The following is a 19,722-nucleotide window of genomic DNA, read 5'->3' on the forward strand; positions in this document are numbered from 1 at the left end:
AAGCTAAGCCTCACAGCGCCGATGGTACTGCAGGGGGGACCCTGTGGGAGAGTAGGACGCCGCCGAACAATCATTCACAAAGAACCCCCACCCGGGATCCGGGTGGGGGTTCTTTGCGTTTATGCCTTCCCCGATGACTTTTGGCGCACGCCGGTCCACCGGGGTGGTGCTAGGTCCACCCCGGCAATGGGGTGTGACAGCCAGTGCCCCTGCAGCCCGCCTCGGGAACACTGAACCAGGACGATCGGGACCGGCCTCAGGAGCATCCGTGACAACAGCGAGTCGAACGAGCGGCGCGAGCATGCGTGACCAGACCGAAGCGGCCTTCGTGTCGGGCGTGCGCGGGCTGGCACGGCTGTCGCTGCTGGCGCTGGGTGCCGTCCCGGCGGTGGCCCTGCCGCTGCTGGTGACGCTGTTCACCGGTGGCGCGGTCTCCTCCGTCCTGCAGTCGTACTACCCGGGGGACCTGATCGCCCTGGTGGCGGGCGTCGGTGCGGGCCTCGCGGCCGCCGGCCTCTTCGTCCGCCGGGTCGCCGACCGTACGCGTGCGCAGCTCGTCCGCTGGTACGGGGTTCGGCTGCCGGCCGAGTACGGGCCCCGGCCGGTGCTGGAGTCGGACGAGCGCGGGCACTGGTGGACGGGGTACTCGTACCACCGCTCCCGCTCCGTCGCCAGGCTCGCGCAGCTGCTGCACTGGGCGGCGCGGGACACGACGACGCGGTCGGAGATCGTCTGGCTGGTGGTCAGCCCGGTGGCGGCGTTCGCGCTGGCGGCGCCGGTGGCCTGCCTGCTGGTGGGCGGTGCGGCCTACGCGGTCGCGGCGCTGCTGGAGACCCGGGCTCCCGTCCCGATGGAGCTCGGTGGTTCCTCCGTTCTGCTCTCGGCTGTCTTCGGGCTGGCACTGCTGGCCCTCGGCGTGCTGGTCGCCCCGTTCGCGGTGCGCGGGTACGTCGAGCTGGCGCGCCGGGTGCTGGACCGGGACGGTCTGGCCTCGCGTGCGCAGCTGACCAAGCGGGTGGCGGAGCTGACCGAGACCCGGGCGGACGCGGTCGGCAACCAGGCGGCCGAACTCCGCCGGATCGAGCGGGACTTGCACGACGGCGCGCAGGCGCGACTGGTGGCGATCGGGATGACGCTGGGCACGATCGAGCACCTGATGGACACCGACCCGGTAGCGGCGCGCGAGCTTCTCTCGGAGGCGCGGCAGTCCTCGGCCCGGGCCTTGCAGGAGCTGCGCGACCTGGTCCGCGGCATTCACCCGCCGGTGCTCGCCGAGCGCGGGCTGGGCGACGCCGTCCGGGCGCTGGCGCTGGACAGCGCCTTGCCGACAGAGGTGTGCGTGAGCCTGCCGGACCGCCCGGCGGCGCCGGTGGAGGCGGCCGTCTACTTCAGCATCTGTGAGCTGCTGGCCAATGCGGCGAAGCACTCGGGCGCGGAGCAGGTCTGGGTGGACATCCTGTACCGGGCCGGGATGCTGCGGGTCACGGTGACGGACGACGGTGTGGGCGTGGCCGATCCGACGAGGGGTACCGGGCTGCGCGGGATCGAGCGCCGATTGGGTACCTTCGACGGTGTCCTCGCCATCGACAGCACGTCGGGCGGTCCGACCACCATCACCTTGGAGCTGCCGTGCGAGTTGTCCTCGCCGAGGACCTCTACCTCCTTCGAGAAGGCCTGATCCGACTGCTGGAAGCACACGGCTTCACGATCGCGGCGGCGGTCGAGACCGGTCCGGACCTGCTGGACGCCTTGCTGACGCATCGTCCGGACGTCGCGGTGGTGGACGTGCGGCTGCCGCCGACGCTCACCGACGAGGGGCTGCAGGCCGCGCTCCAGGCACGACGGGAGATCCCGGGCCTGCCGGTCCTGGTGCTGTCGCAGCACGTGCAGCAGTTGTACGCGCGGGAGCTGCTGGCGGACGGGACGGGCGGGGTCGGCTACCTGCTGAAGGACCGGGTGTTCAACGCCGAGCAGTTCATCGACGCGGTCCGCCGGGTGGCCGCCGGCGGGACGGCGATGGACCCGGACGTGATCGCCAAGCTGATGCAGAGCACCGCACGCCGCCCGGGTCCGCTCCAGCGGCTGTCGCCGCGCGAGCGGGAGGTGCTGGAACTGATGGCGGAGGGCTGCTCGAACTCGGCGATCGCGGCCCGGTTGGTGGTGAGCGACGGTGCGGTGGCCAAGCACATCGCCAACATCTTCACCAAGCTCGCACTGGCCCCTGCGGACGACGCGAACCGCCGGGTGCTGGCCGTGCTCGCCTACCTCAACGGCACGGTGGAGCGGGCCGGCTGACGGGTCGACCGCTCACGGCCGCGGGCCCGGGTGCGGGGCGGGCAGTGACACCCTGGGCTGCGGGAACGCTGATACAGGTGTACGAGTAAACTCCGGTGGGCCGAGCCCGGAGGTCGCTCAGCCGTCCGGTGCCCCGACAAGCGGGAACCGGCACGCCGGGGCAGCGTACGGCCGCAGCCGACATGCAGGGGTTGATAGACGTAATGGCACGCCCATCGCTCACCAAGGCCCATCGTGGCCTGCTCGGGCTGGTCGCGGCAGGAGCCTGCCTCATCTCGGGGATCGGCTTCGCGGGGTCGTACAACGCCGTGCGGGAGCTGGCTTCGGAGAAAGGATTCGGCGCCTTCTCCTACGCTTTCCCGATCGGCGTGGACGCGGGCATCGTCGTCCTGCTCGCGCTGGACCTGGTCCTGACCTGGCTGCGGATCCCGTTCCCGCTGCTGCGGCAGACCGCCTGGCTGCTGACCGTCGCCACCATCGCGTTCAACGCGGCCGCCTCCTGGGGCGACCCGCTCGGGATGGGCATGCACGCGGTGATCCCGGTGCTCTTCGTGGTCGTCGTCGAGGCCTCCCGGCACGCCGTCGGCCGGATCGCCGCGATCACGGCCGACCGGCACATGGAGTCGGTCCGGGTGATGCGCTGGCTGCTCTCCCCGGTGCCGACCTTCCGGCTCTGGCGGCGGATGAAGCTGTGGGAGCTGCGCTCCTACGACGAGGTGGTCCGGCTGGAGCAGAACCGGCTGGTCTACCGGGCGCAGCTGCGTTTCCGGTACGGGCGTGGCTGGCGCCGCTCGGCGCCGATCCAGGCGCTGCTGCCGCTGAAGCTGGCCAAGTACGGGGTTCCGCTGGACCCGGCGGTGCTGGACCGGCTGGACGACGAGGCCCGCGAGGCCAAGGAGCTTCGGGCCGACCGGACGGCGGCCGCCGCGATTCCGCCGGCCGCCACCGCCGAGGCCGCGCTGCCGCAGCCGCAGTCCCAGCTCCAGCCCTCGGCGCAGCAGTCCCCGGTTCGGCAGGCTGCGCAGGCCCAGCAGCTCCAGCAGCCTCAGGTGGAACAGCCCCAGTCCCAGGCCCAGCAGCCCCAGCCCGAGGCCGGCGCGTCGGCCGTGGCGCCGGTGCCGGCCGAGGTGGCGGCGCCGATGCTCGCCAAGCTGGCCGCGGTGCGGCTGCGGGCGGCGCAGGAGCCTGCCGGCGCGGAGCAGCAGGCTCCGCCGCAGCCCCGGGAGGAGCTGAACGTCTGGACCGAGCGCCCGGTCCGTACCACCGGTCCGCAGGGCGACGGCTCGCCCGGCGGCCGGGTCCCCGGGCAGGCGTCGCCGTGGTTCAAGCCGCCGCGCCCGACCGGTCCGCAGCCGGACGGACCGTCGGCCGCACAGCCCGCTCCGCAGCCGACGGGCCCGGCCGCCCAGCCGGTGGCCGCCCAGCCGGTTGCCGCCCGGTCCGCAGTGCGGCCGGCCGCGCAGGCCGTCCTGCACGAGCCCGAGCCGGCCCAGGACGGCGAGTACCAGCAGGAGGCGGAGTACTCCCAGGCCGCCGAGTACCAGCAGGCCGCCGAGTTCGCGCAGCAGGCGGGCAGCGCCCAGGAGCCGGCCGCGCCCGCCCACCAGGAGGACACGGTCGCGCGTCCGGTGCCGTCCCGGCTCGACCCGGAGCTCTGCTACGAGGCGCTGGTCAGCTACATCGACACCTTCGACCACCAGCCCGATCCGCAGCGCCTGGCCGACTGGCTGACCAAGGAGTACGGCGTGGCCGGCACCCGCCCGGACGGCTCGGTGCACCCGAAGGACGTCGCCGAGCTCTTCCCCGAGCTGCGCGACCGCTACGCCGCCGCCGGGAGGGACTGACCGACCGGCCGCGACCTGCCCGTCCATCGCTCGGTCGGCCATTGACGCCCGACCGCGGCGGGGTTACCTTCGCCTCAACAAACTGTTGAAGCGTCGGTCCGTCCCGGACCGGCGAGGCGCGGAGGAGTGCGGATGTCGCAGGTCGAGCTGGACGGTACCGGGCCGGCGGGCGGAGCCTCGTTCTCCGGCGAGGCGCGCGCCGCCGTCGACGCGCTGCTCGCCCCGGTCGACGCCGACCTGGCCCGCCGCTACCCGGGTGACTTGGGCACCCGGCAGCCGGTGCACACCGTCTACGTCCCGGCCGACGCCTTCGGTGCCGACACCGTCCGCGACTGGGGCCGCCAGGCCCTGGAGGCCTTCGACACCCACGCCGGCACCACGGCCGAGCTGGCCCGTGCGCTCGGTGTGGCCGACGACGCGCTGCTCGCCGACGTGCACGCCCGGGTCCGGGCCAAGCTGGAGCGGGAGCCGGTCGAGGACCTGCGGATCGACTTCGAGGACGGCTACGGCCCGCGGCCCGACGCCGAGGAGGACGCGGCCGCCGTCCGGGCCGCCGAGCTGGTCGCCGCCGCGGTGGCGGACGGCAGCGCCCCGCCGTACATCGGCATCCGGATCAAGTGCATGGAGGCGGCCGTCCGGGACCGCGGCATCCGCACCCTGGAGCTGTTCCTCGCCACCCTGCTGGCCAACGGCGGCCTGCCCGAGGGCCTGGTGCTCACCCTGCCCAAGGTCACCTACGCCGAGCAGGTCACCGCGCTGGTCCGGCTGCTGGAGGACTTCGAGCGTTCGGCCGGTCTGCCGGCCGGCCGGATCGGCTTCGAGATCCAGATCGAGACCACCCAGGCGATCCTCGGCCCCGACGGCCGGGCCACCGTCTCCCTGATGATCGAGGCCGCCGAGGGCCGGGCGACCGGCCTGCACTACGGGACCTTCGACTACAGCGCCTCGTGCGGGGTCAGCGCCGCCTACCAGAGCATGGACCACCCGGTCGCCGACCACGCGAAGGCGGTCATGCAGGTGGCCGCCGCCGGGACGGGCGTCCGGCTCTCCGACGGCTCGACCAACGTCGTCCCGACCGGCTCCACCGAGCAGGTGCACGCCGCCTGGAAGCTCCACCACGACCTGGTCCGCCGCTCGCTGGCCCGCGCCTACTACCAGGGCTGGGACATGCACCCGGCGCACCTGCCGACCCGGTACGTCGCCGTCTACTCCTTCTACCGCGAGGGTCTGGAGGCCGCCGCCGCCCGGCTGGCCGCGTACGTCGCCAAGGCGGGCGGCGACGTCATGGACGAGCCGGCGACCGCCCGGGCGCTCAGCGGCTACGTGCTGCGCGGGCTGGACTGCGGAGCGGTCGACCTCGTCGAGGTCACCTCGCTGACCGGCCTGGACCGCGCACAGCTGGACGCGCTGGCCGGGCGCTGACCGGGGGTTAGGCTGGCGGGGCCGCCGGGGGCCACTCCGCCGGCCCCGCCGGCCCCTGTGCCGCCCTCGTCCCCCGGGAGAACCACCGCGCCATGTCCGCCACGCCGGAGCCGACCCCCAGGCAGTACCTCACCATCCGGCGCGCGGGCAGCCACGAGACCGAGATCAAGAAGTCCCGCTTCATCTGCCACCTCGCCCGGGTCACCGACGAGGACGAGGCGCAGGCGTTCATCGCGGGCATCCGCAAGCAGTACTGGGACGCCCGGCACAACTGCACCGCCTTCGTGGTCGGCGACGAGCAGCGGCGCGAGCGCTCCAGCGACGACGGGGAGCCCGGCGGCACCGCCGGGGTGCCCATGCTGGAGGTGCTGCGCCGGCGCGGGCTGACCGACACGGCGGCCGTGGTGACCAGGTACTTCGGCGGGATCAAGCTCGGCGCCGGCGGCCTGGTGCGGGCGTACGGGAACGCGGTGTCGGAGGCGGTGGACGCGGTCGGGCTGCTGGAGCGGCGGCCGGTGGCACTGCTCGCGGTGACGGCGGACCACACCCGGGCCGGGCGGGTGGAGAACGACCTGCGGGCGGCCGGGTACACGGTGAGCGACCTGGCGTACGGGGCCACCGGGGTGCGGATCGAGGTCGGGGTTCCGGAGCCGGACGTGGCCGCGTTCCACACCTGGCTGGCCGAGGCGACCGGCGGTACCGCGGTTGCGGTGGCGGCGGGGCGGACGTACGTCGAGGTGCCGGTCTGAGGCCGGTCCCCGCGCCGGGCCTCCGGGCCCTCCCGCGACCGCGGATCCGCGCGCACGGCTTTCGGACAGACTTCCGGACAGTCCGGGTCCGGCCGGTTTCAGGGCCCGGCGGGCCTGCCTAGCCTGGGCGCACCGCCGACCAGGAGGCCGAGCCGAGATGCCCGTCGTCCAGACCATCACGCTGCCCCCGGGCGCCAGTACCGGCTGGCACTACCATCCGGGCCGGGTCGACGTGGTGGTGCTCTCCGGGACGCTGACCCGGACGCTGCACGACGGCCGGGTCGAGGTCAGCCGTGCCGGGGACTCGCTGGTCGAGGAGGCGGGGCCGGTCCACGTCCACGTCGGCCGCAACCACGGGAGCGTCCCCGTCGTCCTGATCGCCGGCTACGACATCCCGGACGGCTGCCCGCTGGCGGTCCCGGTGGCGGCGCCGGAGTGGAGTCGCAGCGGCGCCGGGCGTGACGACGGCTGAGCGCGGCCGCAGCAGATGACGGCCCGCGGCGGCGGGCGGCTTGAGCAGATTCACTCGAACGTATTGACGTGACCCGGAGTTGGAACTTCCACTCCGGGTTGTGGCGTTTCCTGGGCAAGGATCCGGCCGAACCGGACGAACCACCCATCGATGGAGGACGAGAGACCCCACCACCGCACCACGGAGGTATGCGCATGACCTCAGACCGCTCCCCGTCGCCCGCCCGTGCCGATCTGCCCGGCCCGAGAGGCCCCGCGACGCCCTACCGGATGACCGTCACCACCGCTCTCCCGCACGCCGACGCCGTCGCCCTGGCCGACCAGCGCCTCGGCGACTGGCTGAAACAGGAGGGCTGCGACGAGCCCCCGCGGGTGCTCCGCGAGCCCCCCGGCCACGATCCCGGCGCGCCCGCCCCCGGGCCCGACCTCGCGGCCGATCCCCCCACGGCCCCCATCGAGCGCCTGCGGCTGGGCGGCCGGGTCCTGCTCGACCGCGACGGCGGCCTGCTCCGCGGCGGCCCCGGCACCGGCCGCTACGACCGCCGCCGGCTTCGCACCCCGGCCCCGCACGGCACCCACCAGCTCACCCTGACGATAGCGACCGGGGGCGAGGGCCCCACCTGGGTCCGGCTGGAGGCCGAGACGCACACCACCGGCAGCGGCGTGCGGACGCCCTGCCGGGTGCCGGTGCCCGAGCTGGCCCGCACCCTGCTGCCGCTGCTCGACGCCGCCGACGGCCCCGCCGCCGTCCAGCTCGCGCCGCGGGTGCTGGCCGCCGGCGACGTCGACGCCCTCATCGACGAGCTCTGCGACCCGGAGCGCCGGCTGCCCACCGTGGTGGCCAGCGTGCCGGCCGACCGCGGGCTCGACGCATGGGTCGCCGAGGTCGTCCGCCCGCTCTGCGGACAGCTGCCCGGCCTCGCCACCGCCTACGTGCTGGACCCGGGCGCCCGCACGGAGTTCAACGTCGCGCTGGAGTACCACGCCGTCTACGGCGGGGCGGTGCGCACCTACCTGCCCGAGGTCGACCCGGCCTCCCGGCACGACGGAGCCCGCCACCCCGTGCTGGCCCGCCGCCGGATCGAGGAGGACCTCCGCCGGGCGGCCGGCCTGCTGGCCCGCGAGCCCCGCCGGCTCGCCGCCGAACAGCCGCTGCCCCTGCCGCTGGCCGCCGTCCCCGTGCTGCGGGTCCCCCCGCCCGCACCCCGCGCGGGCACCGGTCCGGACGACGCCGCGGCCCTCGCCCACGAGGAGCAGCTGGACCGGGCCGAGCAGCAGGCCAGGGCCGACGAGCTGGAGCGGGCCCGGCACAGCCTGCGCCGGGAGCGCCGCCGCGGCGCCGCCCAGGTGCGCGCCCTGACCGGCCGCCTCTGCGCCGGCCCCGGCGGCACGGCCGCACCCGGCCGGACCGGTCGCCGCTCCGGCGCGCCCGGTGCAGCCGGCACACCCGGCACCTTCACCGAACTGATGGCCAGGCTGGGCGAGTTCCCGCTGCTCACCTTCACGGGGGACCAGAAGGCCGCGCTCGCCCTGGACGAGCTGCGGTGCTCCGGAGCCGGCTGGGCCCGGCTCACCTGGGACGGCCTGACGGCCCTTCAGGAGTACGCCGAGGCGGCCGTGCGCGGCGAGTCCGGCGGCGACTTCAAGCAGTGGTGCGAGCGGACCCCGGCCGGCTGCCACCGCTTCCCGCCCCGCAAGGCGGTGCGCGGGGAGTCCCGGACGGTCTTCAGCCACACCAAGTGGAAGCGCGAGCGGATGCTGCCGGTGCCGGAGTGTGTGGACGCCTCCCGGCGCGCGTTCATGGGCGCGCACCTGCGGATCGGCGGCGGGCGCACGGCACCGAGGCTGCACTACCTCGACGACTGCTCCGGCAGTGGCCGGATCTACGTCGGCTACATCGGCCTGCACCTGACCAACACCCGGACCAACTGAGAGGCTTGGCTGACCGGTGCGCCCGTTCGGTGGACAATGGCCGGCAGGGGTGGGCCGCGGGGTCGCCGGCCGGCCCGGGCAGGCGCCGGACGAGTATGGGGGAACGACCACCGATGCAGTACTCAGCAGACGGCCACTCCGACGGCACGGTCATGGCCCCCCAACCCGGCTTCCTGGCCTCGGTCTTCCGGGACCTCGGCGTGGACGTGCCCGACGGGCCCGACGGACCGGACGGTCCGCCGGGCCCGCCGACACAGGCCGGGCCGCCCGACGGCGACTCGGCCGGCCCACCGGATGACGGGTCGTCGGCCTCCCCGTCCGGCGCCGGCGGGGACGAGGCCGTCGCCGCGCACGCCCGGGCCGCCGCGCTGACGCACCACCGCACGGTCACCGTCCAGGCCGAGCACAAGCGGCTGGCCGACCTGCTGCGCCGGGCCGCGCTGCCCGTCTCGGCCATGGACTTCGAGAGCCAGCTGCGCCAGTACGAGCCGCGGCCCTACCCGGCCGACGGCCCGGCACCGGCAGCCGCGGAGGCCGAGCCGCGCTGGGAGGACTACGCGCCCGCCGAGCCACCCGCCGCCGCCCCCGACGAGAGCCGGTCCCGGCGCCTGCTGGACTCCGGCTACCAGCGCGAGCTGGCCCGGGCCCGGCTGACCCACCAGCGCGCCCTGCGGGAGTGGCGCACCCGGCAGGCCGAGGCCGGCAGCCCGGCCGCGGACGAGTCCCGGCGGGCCCACGAGCAGGCCGAGCAGGCCCGGGCGCGCGCGGTGCGGGAGTACAACGACAGCCTGGAGGAGTGCCGCCGGGCCTACCGGCTCGCCGAGCCGGCCGCCGTCGAGTCGCTGCTGGAGCGCGCCCTGGCCGCCGCCGAGACGGCCACCCAGGACCTGCCGGCCCCCTGCCGGGCGGTGTTCCGCCCGCTCACCCGCACCGCCGTCCTCGACCTCGACCTGCCCTCGCTCGACCTGGTGCCCTCGCTGACGGGCTACCGGCTCGGCACGGACGGCGAGATCCTCCCGGTGCCGCGCCCGCCCGCCGACCGGGCCACCGACTACCTGCGGCTGGTCGCCCGGCTGGCGCTGCGCGCCCTCCAGGCCGCCGACGCCGTCGACACCGACGAGATACTGGCCGGCGTCGTGCTCAACGGCTGGCTGCGCGAGCCCGGCGGCGCGGAGCCACTCTGCCTGGTGAGCGTGGACGCCGACCGCGACGCCCTGGCCCGCACCAGGCTGCTGCCGCCGGCCGCCCCCTACGAGGAGCACGACGGCGAGGGCGTCTACGCCGACGCGGAACAGGACGAGGCGCTGGTACGGCTGCGCCAGCTCGGCGCCGCCGTCACCCCCGGCCCGTACGCCCGGGCCGGCGTCGAACCGGCCGCCGTCGCGGGGCCCGCCGTGCCGTCCGCGTCGGACCTCTCGGCGAACGAGTTCGCCCAGCTGGTCCGCGAACTGCTCACCCGGGGCGGGCTGGCGCAGTGGAGCGTACGGTTGCGCGGACCGGCCGGGCTGGTCGCCACCGGCGAGGGGCCGGCCGGCAGCGCGTTGCCCGGGCGCTGGGTGGTCTGGGCCTCCCGCGGCGACCAGCCGGTGGGGGAGGAGGAGATCAGGACGCTGGCGGAGGCGGTCCGCGAGGAGTCCGCAGAACGCGGCCTGCGGCTGACCACCGGGCGGTTCACCGACGAGGCGCTCGACCTGACCGCCGAGGACGGCCACCAGCACATCCATCTGGTCGACGGCGGCGGTGTCAGCGAACTGACGCGCACCCACCTCGGACTCCCGCTCGCCGCCGGCCACTGAGGCGCCGGCCACCGAGGCGCGGCCACCGAACCGGAGCCCGCGGACGCGGAAGCCGCGGCCCCGAGGCCACAGCCCGGACGCCACCGAACCGGAGGCCCCTGAGCCGTCGGCCGCCGGCTCGCGGGCGGGAGAGGAACCGGCGGGGGACCGCGGAGGAACCGGCGCAGGAGCAGGGGCGAAACCGGCGCAGGAGCAGGGGCGAAACCGGCGCAGGAGCAGGGCAGAACGCCGCTCACCCTGACGGCCCGCCCGGCGGGCGGCTGCCCGGGCGGCGCGTGAGGCTGGTGGGCGCGGGTGCCGGTCTGCCGGAGCCCGGCCGGGTGGTGGCGCTGTACGGTGGCCGCCGGCACAGCCGTCCGGCACCGGTCGGCGGTCGGCCCGGCGGCGGGCAGGACGGGGGAGGCAGGGTGGGCAGGGTGCCCGGTACGGGGGAGATGCGGTGACCGCGATCCTGGTCGCCGCCGGGGCGTTCCTGATGACGCTGATCGGCGGCTACGTCGCCCAGCGCACCGGCGACCGCCGCCATCTGGTGCTCGGCTTCGCGGCCGGGCTGATGCTCGGTGTGGTCGCCTTCGACCTGCTGCCGGAGGCACTGCACCAGGCGCCCGAGGAGGTCCACGGCGTGCCGCAGGCCCTGCTGATGTTCGCGGCGGGCTTCCTGGCCATTCACGTCGTCGAGCGGGCGGTGGCCATCCACCGCGGTCACGAGGGCGAGTACGCCGAACACACCCACGGCCACCAGGCCGCCCACGGGCACGCGCACGGCCGCATGTCCGGCGGCAACGGGGCGCCGGGCATCGGGCTGACCGCGGCGCTGGCCCTGGTCGGCCACAGCGTGATGGACGGCTTCGCGATCGGCGCCGCCTTCCAGGCCGGTACCACCGTCGGGACGGTGGTCGCCATCGCCGTGGTCGCGCACGACTTCGCCGACGGCTTCAACACGTACACGATCACGCGGCTGTACGGGAACGACCGGCGGCGGGCGCTGACCCTGCTGGCGGCGGACGCGCTCGCACCGGTGACCGGCGCCGCGATCACCCTGCTGTTCACCATCCCGGAGCGGCTGCTCGGCCTCTACCTCGGGTTCTTCGCCGGCTTCCTGCTCTACCTGGCGACCTCCGACATCCTCCCCGAGGCGCACAGCCCGCACCCCTCGCGCACCACGCTGCTCTGCACGCTGGCCGGGGTGGGCTTCATGTGGCTGGTGATCGGCTTCGCGAGCTGACCGGCCGTGCGGCCGGCCGCGCGTTCACCCGCCGAGCGCGGCCCACCGGGCGCGGATCGCGGTCAGCGCCGCGGTGATCGCCGGGCGCCGGGAGGCCTGGGTGCGCCAGAGCGCGAACACCCGGCGGGAGGGTTCCGGCACGACCGGCCGGGCGACCACCTCCGGCGGGAGCGCGTTGCGGCCCAGCCGCGGTACCAGGCCGACGCCCAGCCCGGCCGCGATCAGCGCGATCTGGGTCTCGAACTCGCCGACCTGGTAGCACACCTCGGGCTCCTCACCGGCCTCCCGCAGCGTCCTCACCAGCCAGTCGTGGCAGATGTTGCCGGGCGGCACGCTGATCCAGCGCAGTCCGCTCAGCCGCCCCACCGGCACCACGGCCACGGCGGCCAGCGGGTGGGCGGCCGGCAGCAGCAGGTCCACCGGGTCCGTGCCGAGGTCCAGCCGGGAGAGGCCCTCCTGAACCGGCAGCGGTACGGTCGGCCAGTCCTGGACGAGCGCGAGGTCCACCTCGCCCCGGGCCACCAGCTCGGCCGCCGGGTACGGGTCGCTCTCCAGCAGCCGGACGTCCAGTTCGGGACAGCGCTCGCGCAGGTCGGCGAGCGCACCCGGCATCAGGCCCCGGGCGCCGGTGGCGAAGGCGGCCACCAGCAGCCGTCCGACCGCCTGGCCGCGCTGCTCCTCCAGCCGCACCTCGGCCTGTTCCACCAGCCCCAGCACCGCCTGCGCGGTGGCGGCCAGCTCGCGCGCGGCGTCGGTCAGCACCACGCCCCGGCCCTGACGCTCCAGCAGCACCGTGCGGGTCTCGCGCTCCAGCTTGGCGATCTGCTGCGAGACCGCCGACGGGGTGAACCCGAGCGAGGCCGCCGCCCCGCCGACCGAACCGTGTACGGCCACCGCGTGCAGCGCCCGCAGGCGTCCCAGATCCATCATGCAGCAATGCTAAAGCGTGAGGTTCAGTATTCATCGCTGGTGCTACACGGTTGCCGGCGGCCATCCTCGGTGCATGACCGCAACACCGGCCGCCACCGGCGGCAGCATGAGACCGCGTCACATCGCCCTGGCCGTCCTGGTCGCCGCCGTCTGGGGCCTCAACTTCGTGCTCATCCACGTCGGCCTGGAGAACTTCCCGCCGCTGCTCTTCTGCGCGCTGCGCTTCGCGGTGGTCGCCGTCCCGGCGGTCTTCTTCGTCGGGCCGCCCCGGGTGGCCTGGCGGTGGGTGCTCGCGGTCGGATGCGTGCTCGGGGTGGTCAAGTTCGGGCTGCTCTTCCTCGGCATGCACGCCGGGATGCCGGCCGGGCTCTCCTCGCTGGTCCTCCAGAGCCAGGCGGTCTTCACCGCGCTGTTCGCCGCCGTCCTGCTGGGTGAACGGCCCGGCGGGCAGCGGCTGGCCGGACTCGCGATCGCCTTCGCCGGCATCGGGCTGAGCGCCGTCGACCACGGCCTCGGCGGTCCGGCCGGCGCGTTCGCCCTGGTCATCCTCGCCGCCCTGGCCTGGGGGCTCTCCAACGTGCTGACCCGCAGGGCCGCCCCACCGGACGCGCTGCGCTGGATGGTCTGGGTCAGCGCCGTCCCACCGCTGCCGCTGCTCGGGCTCTCCCTGATCGTCGAGGGGCCGGCCGCCGACCTGGAGGCGCTGCGCGAGATCACCCCGGCGGGTGTCGGCGCGATCGGCTACGTCGGGCTGGTCTCCACCCTGTTCGGCTTCGTCGCCTGGAGCTTCCTGCTGCGCAGCTACGACGCCACCGCCGTGGCGCCCTACTCCCTGCTGGTGCCGGTGTTCGGGATGTCCTCGGCCTGGCTGCTGCTCGGGGAGGAGGTCAGCCCGCCGGCCGCCTGCGCAGCGCTGCTGGTGATCGCCGGGATCGGGATCACCGCGCTGCGGCCGGGGGTGCTGCCCGCCGCGGCGGCGTGGCGGCCGCGTACGCGGCCTCGGCGGAGCGCAGTGCCCGCAGCAGCGCGTCCTGCTCGGCGGGGCTGACCGGGCCGAAGTACTCCTGCGCCACCTCGTGCCGGACCAGTCCGATGCGTTCCACCGCCGAGTGGCCGGCCGCGGTCAGTACGATCCGCACCGCGCGCCGGTCGGCCGGGTCCGGGGTCCGCTCGACCAGGCCCGCCTCCTCCAGGGCGTCGACCACGGTGGTGGCCGAGCGCGGGGCGATGTGCAGCCGGTCCGCGAGGTCGCTCAGCCGCATCGCCCGGTCCGGCAGCTCGCAGCCGGGTGCGTGCGCGAGGGTGCGCAGGGCGCGGCCCTGGCCGGGGGTGATGCCGTAGGGCTCCAGCCGCTCGCTGGTGCGGCGCCGGATCCGCTTGATCGCCCGGGTCATCGCGTCGGCGAGTTCGGCGGCGGTGTCCTGGGGGGCGCTCTCCCGGTCGGCGCTCTCCGGGCCGGCGGTCTCCGGGCCGGCGGTCTCCGGGCCGGCGGCCGCGTCGGGGGCCGGGGAGGAGCCTGCCGCGTCGTCGGTCGGCGTGGTGGTCATGGGCGGCTCTCCTCGGCAGGTGTCCGACCAAGGGTATCGGCCGGTCCGGGCGGTGGAGTGCGGTCCGGGCGGTGGAGTGCGGTGCGGACCCGCCACCGGACGGGCCGTGGAAGCGGGCGCGGGGGCGGGCGCGGAACCGGACCCGAACGGGGCCGGAAAAAATGTTGAGTAAAGCTCAGTATCTGGGTTAACGTAGCCGCAAGTGAGGGCACCCTAAGTGCCCTCCGTCGATTCCTGGAGGACCCGTGCCCCGTTCCGAAGCCCGCGTCGCCACCGCCCGCCCCGCCCGCTACGCCAAGCAGCTCGCCGCCCACATGGGCCGCAAGATCGAAGCCCACTGGTCCGACGAGACCGGCCGCGGCACCCTCACCTTCGGCGCCGGCACCGCCACCCTGGAGGCCGCGCCCGACGCCCTGCTGCTCGCCGTCGAGGGCGAGACCGAGAACCTGCCCGGCCTGGAGGACGTCGTCGGCCGCCACCTCGTCCGCTTCGGCGCCCGCGACGAACTGGTCGTCGAATGGCGTCGCGACAACGGCGACGCCGGCCTCGTCCACCGCAACGACGAGCCCGCCGAAGCCTAGCCCCTGCGCGGCGGCAGCCACCGGGCGAGCGCCCAGAGCACCAGCCCGGCCAGGCACCAGCCGGCCACCACGTCCAGCAGCCAGTGGTAGTCGCTCCACACCAGCCCGAGGCCGACCGCGGCCGCCAGCAGCGCGGCTGCCGCGTACAGCCGGCGGCGGGCCGCGGCACCCACCGTACGGGCGAGCAGCAGCGCGGCCACGCCGTACGAGAAGGTCGCGGTCGCCGTGTGCCCGGACGGGTACCAGCCCCACTGGTCCGGCGCGAGCGGCACCCCGAACGGGCCCGGTCGGGCGAACCAGGCCTTCGCCGGCACCACCAGCAGCGGGATCAGCCCGGCCGTCAGCACCGCCACCACCATCGGCAGCCACCAGCGCGGCGCCCCGGCCCGGCGGGCCCGCCAACCGGCCAGTGCCCCGCCGGCCAGCAGCACCGGGATCGCCGGCACCGAACTGCCCAGGTCCGAGAGCGCCTTGCCGAGGTGGTTGAGCAGGGTGCTGTGCAGCTCGTGGCGGGTCTCCCGGACGGCGTGCCGGGCCCAGCGGTCCAGCCCCAGCAGCGGCCCGTCCACGGCCACCTGCCAGGACACCAGCACGAGCACCACGCCCAGCAGGACCGGCAGCGCGGCCGAGGCACCGAACCGGCCGAGAACGCGAAGTGGCCGCCCCGGAGCAGGGGGGAGAGCTCCGGGGCGGCTCTGATGATCGCCGTTCCGCGCGCCCCGGGGGGTGTGGGTCGGACGGTCGGTCGATCGGCCTTCGGTGTGCACCGGCCCTTGCGGGACGGCCTGGTTGTCCTCACGGCCGACACGCGGACCCGCCGCTGGGGGCGGTGCCGCGGACGGGTCCGCCAATGGCTGAGGCTCGCTGTCCATCTGTCATGACACTACGTCAACGGCTTTGCCGCTCCGAGTGGCTTCAGCGATTCCGCACAGCATCTTCACCCCGGCCGGGCCACCGTTCGGACACCCCCGCACACCAGGCCGAACGGGGCCGAACCGGGCCGCGACAGCCGAACGGCCCGTGGGGACGAGAGTCCCCACGGGCCGTTCAGCGCTGTCCGGACATCCCTCCGGCGGGTCTGGGTCGCCCCGTGGGGCGGCCGGTGTCGCCCTGTGGGCGCCGCCGGCTCAGGCGGTGGTGACGCCCTGGAGCGAGAAGGCACCCTCGAGGATGTCCAGGCCCTCGTTCAGCAGGTGCTCCGGCATGACCAGCGGCGGCAGGAAGCGCAGCACGTTGCCGTAGGTACCGGCGGTCAGCACCACCAGGCCCTCGGCGTGGCAGGCCTTGGCGATGGCCGCGGTGGCCTCCGCGTTCGCCTCCTTGGTGCCCGGCTTCACCAGCTCGATCGCGATCATCGCGCCGCGGCCGCGGACGTCGCCGATGATGTCGAACTTCTCCTGCATCGCCCGCAGGCGGTCCAGCATGATCTCGCCGATCCGCTGCGCCTTGCCGTTGAGGTCCAGCTCCTTCATGGTCTCGATGGAGCCCAGCGCGGCGGCACACGCCACCGGGTTGCCACCGTAGGTGCCGCCCAGGCCCCCGGCGTGCGCGGCGTCCATGATCTCGGCGCGACCGGTCACCGCGGCCAGCGGCAGACCGCCGGCGATGCCCTTGGCGGTCGTGATCAGGTCCGGGACGATGCCCTCGTCGTCACAGGCGAACCACTGGCCGGTCCGGCAGAAGCCGGTCTGGATCTCGTCCGCGACGAACACGATGCCGTTGGCCTTCGCGAACTCCACGATCGCCGGCATGAAGCCCTTGGCCGGCTCGATGAAGCCGCCCTCGCCCTGGATCGGCTCGATGATGATCGCGGCGACGTTGTCGGCGCCGATCTGCTTGGTGATGATCTCGATCGCCTGGGCGGCGGCCTCGGCGGCGCAGTTCTCCGCACCGGTCAGCCAGCGGTACGGGTAGGCCACCGGCACCCGGTAGATCTCCGGGGCGAACGGACCGAAGCCCTGCTTGTACGGCATGTTCTTCGCCGTCAGGCCCATGGTGAGGTTGGTGCGGCCGTGGTAACCGTGGTCGAACACCACGACGGCGGTGCGCTTGGTGTAGGCGCGGGCGATCTTCACCGCGTTCTCGACCGCCTCGGCGCCCGAGTTGAACAGCGCGGTGCGCTTGTCGTGGTCACCCGGGGTCAGCTCGTTGAGCTGCTCGGCAACGGCCACGTAACCCTCGTACGGGGTCACCATGAAACAGGTGTGGGTGAAGGCGGCCAGCTGCTCGGTCGCCTTGGCCACCACGGCCTCGGCGCTGTTGCCGACATTGGTCACGGCGATGCCGGAGCCGAAGTCGATCAGCGAGTTGCCGTCCACGTCCTCCAGCACGCCACCGTTGGCGCGGGACACGTACACCGGCAGCGTGGTGCCGACGCCGGCCGCCACCGCACCCAGCTTGCGGGCCTGCAGCTCCTGCGACTTCGGACCGGGGATCGCGGTGACCAGGCGGCGCTCCTGCGGGAGCGGCGTTGCGGCGCTCATGGGTTTCTCCAGACTTCTCGGCTCGGTGCTTCGCAGGCTACGGCCGCCCTCCCCGGCCAGGCATGCGCCACTCGGTAGCACTGGGCCGTCCGACTTGTCCGGGGCGGCCAGCGCGGGTGGTGCGACTACCCGCAGGCTTCGCTCCACTACATTGAGCGCGGGCGTGTCGCCGGTACGGCGGCATGGGTATGGCGGGACCGACGACGGTCGGGCCGGGCGGGCGAGGGAGCGGGGCCGTACATGGAACTGGACGGGGCGCAGGGCCACGGCGAGCGGACCACCACCAGACCCCCCACACCCCTGCCCCACCCCCGACCCGCCTTCGACCTCCGCACCTGGGTCGCCGCCCCCCGCCCCCAAGCCCCCCCGGGCATCTACCGCCAGGGCTACCAGCAGGTCGACCCCGACCGGGCGGAGGACGCCAAGGTCCCCACCTGGCCCCTGCTGCTCCGCGCGGGCCTCAATGCGGTGGTGGGGTGGTTCGCGTATCTCTACGGCACGCAGGTGCTGACGTACGTACTGGTCTGGTTCGGAGGTCAGACCGGGATCGGCCCGCTGGCAGAGCCGTCGCAGTCCGAGGCGATGTTGACGCTGCTGGTCGTCAACGCCGTCGTGCTCGCCGTCGTGATCAGGATCTTCGGCCGGATGGGCCGCTGGCCCGAGGTGTGGCGGCGGTACGCGGCGCCGGTGCTGTCGCGGACGGTGACTCGGGAGGAGCCCGCCGAGCCGGTCGGGGTGGCGGAGGTGGAGCGGCCGGACGACCCGTGGGCGGAGCTGCGACGCGGGGGGGCGGGTGCGGCGGCGGGGCTGCTGGACGCCGAGCCGGTCGGGGACGTCGACTACACGAGGATCCAGCGGGCGTGGGAGTCGGCCCAGGCGGATCCGGTGTTCGTGCCGGCCTTCGTCGAGCAGGTGACGGCTCGCGGCGCTGCGGCGTTCGCCCACCCTTCGGAGGCGCGCGAGCTGCCCGGGCGGGTGGAGCGGCACGATCTGCTGCTGCGCCAGGTGCGGCTCGGCACCGCGCAGGACGTGCCGAAGAACCCGTTGACGCACCGGACCGCCGGTTTTGCGCTGGATCCGGAGGTACTGGGTACCTCGCTGCTGGCGGTGGGCCCGGCGGGCACCGGCAAGACGGCGCGGCTGGCCCGGCCGGTGGCCGAGGCGTTCTGCCTCCAGGCGCTGGCCGGCACCGCCTGTGCGGTGGTGATCGGTGCGGCGGACGCGGATCTCGGGCCGGACGCCTGGTACGACGTGGTGATCGCCCCCGGGGACCAGCGGTCGGTGTACGGGCTGGACCTCTACGGCGCGGCGCAGGACCCGGACGAGGCGGCTGCCCGGCTGGCCGAGGCGCTGCTGCCGGACGAGCTGACCGCCCGCGCCGAGAACGCCCGGACGACGGTGCAGCAGGTGGTCGGACCGTTCCACGCGGCGTTCGGCCGCTACCCGGGGGTCCGCGAGCTGCGGGCGCTGCTGGGCGGTGAGCCGGAGGCGCTGGAGTCCCTGGTGAAGGCGTTGCGCGCGGCGGGCCGGCTGGGGTCGTACGAGCGGGACCTGGAGCACCGGGAACGCCAGCGCGGCCGGGCGGACGACCCGGGAGCGCTGCTGGCGGACCGGCTGACGCTGCTGGACCGGCCGGCCTTCGAGGGGGCGTTCACGACGGACGGTACGGGCCGCCCGCCGTTCGCGATGCGGGTGCTGGACCACCCGCTGCGGGTCCGGGTGAAGCTGCCTGAGCGCAGCCACCCGGAGGCGGCGCGGATGCTGTCGCGGCTGGTGGTGGGCCAGTTCGTGCAGGCGGCGGCGGCCCGGGAGGACCGTTCGCTGTTCGCCGGCCTGGTGGTGGACGACGCCTCGGCGGCGTTGGACGCGCACATCGTCCGGGGATTGCAGCGGCTGCGCGCGGCCAACGCGGGGGCCGTCCTGCTGCTGCGGACACTGGTCGATCTGCCCGAGGCGCTGCGGGCGCCGCTGTTCGGGGCGGTCGGCTGCCGGATGGCGTTCCCGGGGATCGCCCCGTGGGACGGGCGGCTGTTCTCCGAGGCCTGGGGCACTCATCTGGTCCGGGAGACGGCGGTGACGCACGCACCCGACACCTCCGGCGGCGCCCTCCGGCGGGCCGGGCGGTTGGGGCGGAAGGCGTTGTCGGGGACGACCGCGCAGACCGAGTCGGTGACCACCCGGGACGTGGAGCGGTTGCGCTGGTCGCCGTCGGATCTGGCGCACGCGTTGCCGGCGGGGCATGCCGTGGTGTCGTTGACGGCGGTGTCGGGTGAGCAGGTGCCGCCGCTGCTGGTGGATCTGCGGGGCTGAAGCTCGCCTTCGAGGTGGATTCGGCAGTGCCGGTTGTCCGGGGCGTCCATAATGAGAGGAGAGACTCCTCCCTCGACCCCCACACCGAACCAGAAGCCACTGAAGCCCCAGCTCCCTCCCTCTCCTCGCCCGGCCGC

The 19,722-nt window shown here is 74.8% G+C and carries 16 protein-coding genes and 1 rRNA gene; 13 read left to right on the forward strand and 4 right to left on the reverse strand.

Annotated features, from left to right (window positions below; translation table 11 throughout):
- From rrf to ACZ3YO_RS36755, 10 genes are all read left to right on the forward strand, one after another.
- Nucleotides 1-68: ribosomal RNA gene (gene rrf, locus ACZ3YO_RS36710) — 5S ribosomal RNA — on the forward strand; the annotation flags it as partial.
- A gap of 233 nt (nt 69-301) precedes the next feature.
- Nucleotides 302-1,678, forward strand: a complete 1,377-nt coding sequence (locus ACZ3YO_RS36715) for a sensor histidine kinase (RefSeq protein WP_465578202.1) — start codon at nt 302-304, stop codon at nt 1,676-1,678.
- Entirely contained in the window at nt 1,630-2,295 is a 666-nt protein-coding gene (locus ACZ3YO_RS36720) for a response regulator transcription factor (protein WP_465553014.1), read from the forward strand. Before ACZ3YO_RS36715 ends, ACZ3YO_RS36720 begins: the two co-directional genes overlap by 49 nt.
- 203 nt (nt 2,296-2,498) lie before the next feature.
- A complete protein-coding gene (locus ACZ3YO_RS36725) occupies nt 2,499-4,139 on the forward strand; it encodes a DUF2637 domain-containing protein (RefSeq protein WP_465578205.1) in 1,641 nt (546 codons plus the stop codon).
- 132 nt (nt 4,140-4,271) lie between these two features.
- Nucleotides 4,272-5,561 carry a DUF6986 family protein gene (locus tag ACZ3YO_RS36730; RefSeq protein WP_465578207.1) on the forward strand — a complete coding sequence of 430 codons (1,290 nt, stop codon included), beginning with the start codon at nt 4,272-4,274 and terminating at the stop codon, nt 5,559-5,561.
- Nucleotides 5,562-5,653: 92 nt separating this feature from the next.
- The gene (locus ACZ3YO_RS36735) at nt 5,654-6,310 is read left to right on the forward strand and encodes a YigZ family protein (protein WP_465578209.1); all 657 of its coding nucleotides are present in this window, start codon (nt 5,654-5,656) and stop codon (nt 6,308-6,310) included.
- Nucleotides 6,311-6,467: 157 nt separating this feature from the next.
- Nucleotides 6,468-6,782 (forward strand): cupin domain-containing protein, encoded by a 315-nt coding sequence (locus ACZ3YO_RS36740; protein WP_396325619.1) that lies wholly within the window; start codon nt 6,468-6,470, stop codon nt 6,780-6,782.
- A gap of 194 nt (nt 6,783-6,976) precedes the next feature.
- Nucleotides 6,977-8,713, forward strand: coding sequence for a hypothetical protein (locus tag ACZ3YO_RS36745; protein ID WP_465578211.1), 1,737 nt, complete (start codon nt 6,977-6,979; stop codon nt 8,711-8,713).
- Between the two features lie 113 nt (nt 8,714-8,826).
- Nucleotides 8,827-10,509 carry a restriction endonuclease gene (locus tag ACZ3YO_RS36750; RefSeq protein ID WP_465578213.1) on the forward strand — a complete coding sequence of 561 codons (1,683 nt, stop codon included), beginning with the start codon at nt 8,827-8,829 and terminating at the stop codon, nt 10,507-10,509.
- Between the two features lie 475 nt (nt 10,510-10,984).
- Nucleotides 10,985-11,734 carry a ZIP family metal transporter gene (locus ACZ3YO_RS36755; RefSeq protein ID WP_465578276.1) on the forward strand — a complete coding sequence of 250 codons (750 nt, stop codon included), beginning with the start codon at nt 10,985-10,987 and terminating at the stop codon, nt 11,732-11,734.
- 24 nt (nt 11,735-11,758) lie between these two features.
- Here ACZ3YO_RS36755 and ACZ3YO_RS36760 read toward each other — a convergent pair whose 3' ends face one another.
- Complete coding sequence (locus tag ACZ3YO_RS36760) at nt 11,759-12,664, reverse strand: LysR family transcriptional regulator (RefSeq protein ID WP_465578215.1); 906 nt, start codon at nt 12,662-12,664, stop codon at nt 11,759-11,761.
- A 106-nt stretch (nt 12,665-12,770) separates the two neighbouring features.
- Here ACZ3YO_RS36760 and ACZ3YO_RS36765 point away from each other — a divergent pair, with 106 nt between their 5' ends.
- Nucleotides 12,771-13,712 (forward strand): EamA family transporter, encoded by a 942-nt coding sequence (locus ACZ3YO_RS36765; RefSeq protein WP_465578278.1) that lies wholly within the window; start codon nt 12,771-12,773, stop codon nt 13,710-13,712.
- On the opposite strand, the gene ACZ3YO_RS36770 is transcribed toward ACZ3YO_RS36765, so the two are convergent.
- The gene (locus tag ACZ3YO_RS36770; RefSeq protein WP_465578217.1) at nt 13,603-14,211 is read right to left on the reverse strand and encodes a MarR family winged helix-turn-helix transcriptional regulator; all 609 of its coding nucleotides are present in this window, start codon (nt 14,209-14,211) and stop codon (nt 13,603-13,605) included. The two genes, ACZ3YO_RS36765 and ACZ3YO_RS36770, sit on opposite strands and share 110 nt — an antisense overlap.
- A gap of 245 nt (nt 14,212-14,456) precedes the next feature.
- On the opposite strand from ACZ3YO_RS36770, the gene ACZ3YO_RS36775 reads away from it, so the two are divergent.
- The gene (locus ACZ3YO_RS36775; protein ID WP_465578219.1) at nt 14,457-14,792 is read left to right on the forward strand and encodes a DUF2218 domain-containing protein; all 336 of its coding nucleotides are present in this window, start codon (nt 14,457-14,459) and stop codon (nt 14,790-14,792) included.
- On the opposite strand, the gene ACZ3YO_RS36780 is transcribed toward ACZ3YO_RS36775, so the two are convergent.
- Together ACZ3YO_RS36780 and gabT are read right to left on the reverse strand one after the other, a co-directional pair.
- Entirely contained in the window at nt 14,789-15,394 is a 606-nt protein-coding gene (locus ACZ3YO_RS36780; protein WP_465578221.1) for a phosphatase PAP2 family protein, read from the reverse strand. The genes ACZ3YO_RS36775 and ACZ3YO_RS36780 overlap by 4 nt on opposite strands.
- A 525-nt stretch (nt 15,395-15,919) precedes the next feature.
- Entirely contained in the window at nt 15,920-17,275 is a 1,356-nt protein-coding gene (gene gabT, locus ACZ3YO_RS36785) for a 4-aminobutyrate--2-oxoglutarate transaminase (protein ID WP_465553038.1), read from the reverse strand.
- A 240-nt stretch (nt 17,276-17,515) separates the two neighbouring features.
- Between gabT and ACZ3YO_RS36790 the strand changes: the two genes are divergently transcribed.
- Nucleotides 17,516-19,585, forward strand: a complete 2,070-nt coding sequence (locus ACZ3YO_RS36790) for a type IV secretory system conjugative DNA transfer family protein (protein ID WP_465578224.1) — start codon at nt 17,516-17,518, stop codon at nt 19,583-19,585.
- Nucleotides 19,586-19,722: the final 137 nt, after the last annotated feature.

It is taken from the genome of Kitasatospora sp. NPDC022785 (assembly GCF_055561295.1).